General features: G+C 70.8%; 5 protein-coding genes and 1 pseudogene. 4 read left to right on the top strand and 2 right to left on the bottom strand.

Going from position 1 to position 3,524, the window contains the following annotated elements:
* On the top strand, positions 1 to 409 hold a 409-nt coding region (locus VN520_RS10085; RefSeq protein WP_325746526.1), incomplete at its 5' end, for a DUF4386 domain-containing protein.
* Positions 406 to 1,431: an NAD(P)-dependent alcohol dehydrogenase gene (locus VN520_RS10080; RefSeq protein WP_325746525.1), complete on the top strand. Its 1,026-nt coding sequence runs from the start codon at positions 406 to 408 to the stop codon at positions 1,429 to 1,431. The genes VN520_RS10085 and VN520_RS10080, both read left to right, overlap by 4 nt.
* Positions 1,432 to 1,482: 51 nt before the next feature.
* Here VN520_RS10080 and VN520_RS10075 read toward each other — a convergent pair.
* Together VN520_RS10075 and VN520_RS10070 are read right to left on the bottom strand one after the other, a co-directional pair.
* Positions 1,483 to 2,005: pseudogene (locus tag VN520_RS10075) on the bottom strand (integrase core domain-containing protein); the annotation flags it as partial.
* Positions 2,006 to 2,165: 160 nt separating this feature from the next.
* Positions 2,166 to 2,627, bottom strand: coding sequence for a nuclear transport factor 2 family protein (locus VN520_RS10070; protein WP_325746524.1), 462 nt, complete (start codon positions 2,625 to 2,627; stop codon positions 2,166 to 2,168).
* 479 nt (positions 2,628 to 3,106) lie between these two features.
* Between VN520_RS10070 and VN520_RS10065 the strand changes: the two genes are divergently transcribed.
* Positions 3,107 to 3,340 (top strand): hypothetical protein, encoded by a 234-nt coding sequence (locus VN520_RS10065; RefSeq protein ID WP_325746523.1) that lies wholly within the window; start codon positions 3,107 to 3,109, stop codon positions 3,338 to 3,340.
* Positions 3,330 to 3,524, top strand: a 195-nt coding sequence (locus VN520_RS10060) for a type II toxin-antitoxin system PemK/MazF family toxin (protein WP_325746522.1), incomplete at its 3' end; no start/stop codon positions are given. The genes VN520_RS10065 and VN520_RS10060, both read left to right, overlap by 11 nt.

Here is a 3,524-nt window from a genome sequence, read left to right as displayed (position 1 = left end):
CAGCATCCACACGCTCGTCACCCTGCGCGACGACGTCGCCGGCACCGCGGGCGCCGATCAGGGTTCGCTGGTCACGACCGGCCACACCCTGGTCGCGACCTATGACTGGACGTTCCTGCTGTCCCAGAGCCTGATGCCGGTCTTCAACGCGCTGTGTCTGGGCTACGTGCTGTACCGGTCCGGCCTCGTCCCCCGGATCTTGCCCGCTCTGGGGCTCATCGGTGCGCCGCTGCTGCTGGCCTCCGACATCGCGATCTTCTTCGGCGTCATCGACCGCGTCTCGCCGTTCGCCGCGGTCGCCTTCATCCCGATCGCCGTGTGGGAGTTCTCGCTCGGCGTGTACCTGACCGTCAAGGGCTTCCGGCCGGCCGCCGTCGCCGCCCTGCCGCCCGCGCAGGCCGTCCGATGAGGGCCGCGGTCTACCACCGGTTCGGCGGACCGGAGAACGTGCGGGTCGAGGAGACGCCGCGGCCGACGGTCGGTCCGGACGACGTCCTCATCCGGGTCCAGACCAGCACGGTGAGCGCCGCCGACCACCGCGCCCGCAGCCGCGAGGTGCCCCGCGGGCTCGGCCTGCTCGCCGCCACCGGGATCGGGCTGCTGCGTCCCAAGCGCCGCGTGCTGGGCATGGACGCCGCCGGCATCGTCGAGGCCGTCGGCACCGACGTCACCCGCATCGCCCCCGGCGACGAGGTCATCGCGATGCTCGGTGCCAACTTCGGTGGGCACGCCGAGTACGCCCGAGTGCGGCAGGGCGACGCCATCGCCCGCAAGCCGCGGAACATGACCTTCGAGGACGCCGTGACGCTCGTCTTCGGCGGGCTCACCGCCCGCGGCTTCCTGAAGCAGGCCGACCTGGCGCCGGGTGCGGCGGTGCTCGTCAACGGGGCGTCGGGCGCCGTCGGCACCGCTGCCGTGCAGCTGGCCGCGGACGCCGGCGCGCACGTGACCGGCGTCTGCAGCGCCGCCAACCTGGACCTGGTGACCTCCCTCGGCGCGCAGCGGGTGATCGACTACACCACCGAGGACTTCACCGCGGAGGCTGCCACCTACGACGTGATCGTCGACTGCGTCGGCAACGCCCCGTTCGCGCGCGTGCGGCACCTGCTCCGCCCGCGGGGCGCGCTGCTGCTCGTGATCACCGACCTGCCGGGTCTGCTGCTGGCGCCGGTGCGCAGCAGGCGCACCGGGCACCTGGTCACCGCGGAGGTGGGGAAGTCCACCGCCGAGGACCTGGCAGTTCTGGTCGACCTGGCCGAAGCCGGCCACTACCGGGCGGTCCGCGACCGCACCTACGACCTCGCCGACATCGCCGAGGCGCACCGCTTCGTCGACACCGGCCGCAAGCGCGGCAACGTCGTGCTCCGCCTCACCGGTGAGCAGCCGGCGCCGTCGTCCACCGCCCAGCAGACCGAGGAGGCGTCGTCGTGACCAAGGCGCACGAGCGCAGCAAGCGCTACGGCGCCTAGGTGTACCTGGCCATCAGGTTGGTGCCAGGCGGCTGATCGGCGGAAGGCCCCGAGTGCGCTGTGGCGGCGTCGAGTGTTGTAGTGCTCGAGCCAGGGGGCAAGGGCGGCGGCACGGTCGGCGTTGCTGGTGAAGACCTGCCGGTAGGCCCATTCGGTGGCCATCGTGCGGTTGAGGCGTTCCGCCTTGCCGTTCTGCCGGGGCAGTGCGGCTTGATGAACTTCTGCCGGGCGCCGAGGGCGGCGCAGACTTCACCCAGGGAGTACTTGTAGGCCCTGGCGTTGTCGGTCATCACCCGTTCGATCCGGTCGATGCCGTGGGCGGCGAAGTAGGCCGCGGCCCGGGCGAGGAACGCCGCGCAGGTGGCGCCCTTCTCATCGGGCAGGATCTCGGAGTAGGCCAGCCGTGAATAGTCATCGACCAGCGAGTGCAGGTAGTCGTAGCCGTGGAGTTGACCCGCTTCGGTGGACACCCGGAACTTGGGCTTCCAGCCCGAGGAAGGGGTCCCGATGGGTGGCTCCTCTCCGGGACGCAGGCGATGAGGTCAGGCCGTCCCCGCCTCCGCTGCGACGTTCGTGGGCCGATCCATTGCTATCGGACACGCCTCGAGAGGCGCGATCCGCATGTTCACCCGAGCTCCGCATCAAGACGCGCGCAGGCCGCCACGGACACGCGACGGCTCCCCGCTGAGCCATCCGTCACGGGGCCGCCGGTGCGGGAGCCTCCGGCATCAGGCCGACCTGGGTCAGGTACTCGGCCATGTTCCAGTACAGGTGTTCCTCGGCGACCCGTCCGTCCCGCAGTCGCCCGATCGACAGTCCCTGGATCCGGAACGAGCGGCCGGTGTTGGGCAGGCCGCGCGCTTTGTCCTCTCGGTCATTCGTGCCGGACATGGTCCATTCCCCGGCCCACAGGTCGTCCGTGCTGACCAACAGGTCGCCCCAGTCGAGGCGGTAGTCGCTGGACATGGTCTCGGTCAGGTCAACGAGCATGGCGCGCACCGCGTCTGTGCCCTGCAGGCGTTCACCGAGCCCTTTATCGTCGAAGACGACGTCGTCGGTCATGCAGGCGAGCACCTTCGCAGGGTCGTGGCTGTTCCACGCGTCGACGTAGTCGAGCATCCAGCTCGGGATCCCGGAACGTCCGGTTCCACTGGTCATCGTCCCCACTCCATCGTGACCCCTGGTTCATCCCCCTGAGCCCCCGTGGGACCGCGAAAACTACTCCGGTCCCGGAGGCGGGTGAAAGAGACCAAAGGAGTGGGCGTGGACCATCCACTGGCTGCAGGACGTGGTGATCCATTCCTCCCTCGCTGCGGCCTGGGAGAACCTGTAGCCCCGTGGCGCCGCCCGCTGACGGCTCGGATCCGTTACAGGGGCGACTGACTCGAGGGGGCGCGGCCGGACAACCGGACCGTGGCGGTCACCCAGGCGCCGGGGGAGTCGCGGCGCCCTTCTCACGTCGGGCGGCCGGTGGCTGCCCACGCAGCGCCAGGACGGCGGACAGGAGCATCCGAGCCAGTGCAGGCTGTAGACGGCGTTAGCGAACGCGGTGCCCGATTGGCTCGCCACGACGTAGAAATCGCGGAATCGGCCCCACAGCTCGTTCTCTGTCTTACTTGCGGTGAGACACCCCAGGGGTGGCCGAGACGATCACCTTCCGCCCCGACGAGGACGCCCGGCGGGCGCTGGCCGTCCTGACGCAAGACGGCACCTCCGTCTCCACCGCCGTCCGAGCGGCTCTGATTCAGGCCGCCAAGATGGCCGCGCAGGACAGGCTCCGTGCCGAGGCCGCCGCGCTGGCCGCGGACGACGCCGACCGTGCCGAGGCCGCCCAGGTCCTCCGGGACATGGAGACGCTGCGTGCGTGGTGAGGTCTACCGCCTGCGCTCTCCCCGTGACGCCCGGGGCCATGAGCAGGCGGGCGTCCGCTACGCGGTCGTCGTCCAGTCCGACCTGCTGCCGCTGTCGACCTGGCTGGTCGCACCCACGTCCACCTCGGCACGAGCGGCCACCTTCCGTCCCGAGGTGTCCATCGAGGGCCGCCCGACCCGGGTG

The organism is Streptomyces sp., assembly GCF_035563135.1.
Classification (GTDB): Bacteria; Actinomycetota; Actinomycetes; order Streptomycetales; family Streptomycetaceae; genus Streptomyces.
Note: the sequence above shows the minus strand (reverse complement) of the source record. Positions and strands in the feature narration are given on the sequence as shown.

What these genes read in the sequence shown, in the direction of transcription:
- VN520_RS10080 (WP_325746525.1), top strand. Translation starts at nt 406, where the DNA reads ATGAGGGCCGCGGTCTACCACCGGTTCGGCGGACCGGAGAACGTGCGG.
- VN520_RS10070 (WP_325746524.1), bottom strand. Translation starts at nt 2,627, where the DNA reads ATGACCAGTGGAACCGGACGTTCCGGGATCCCGAGCTGGATGCTCGAC.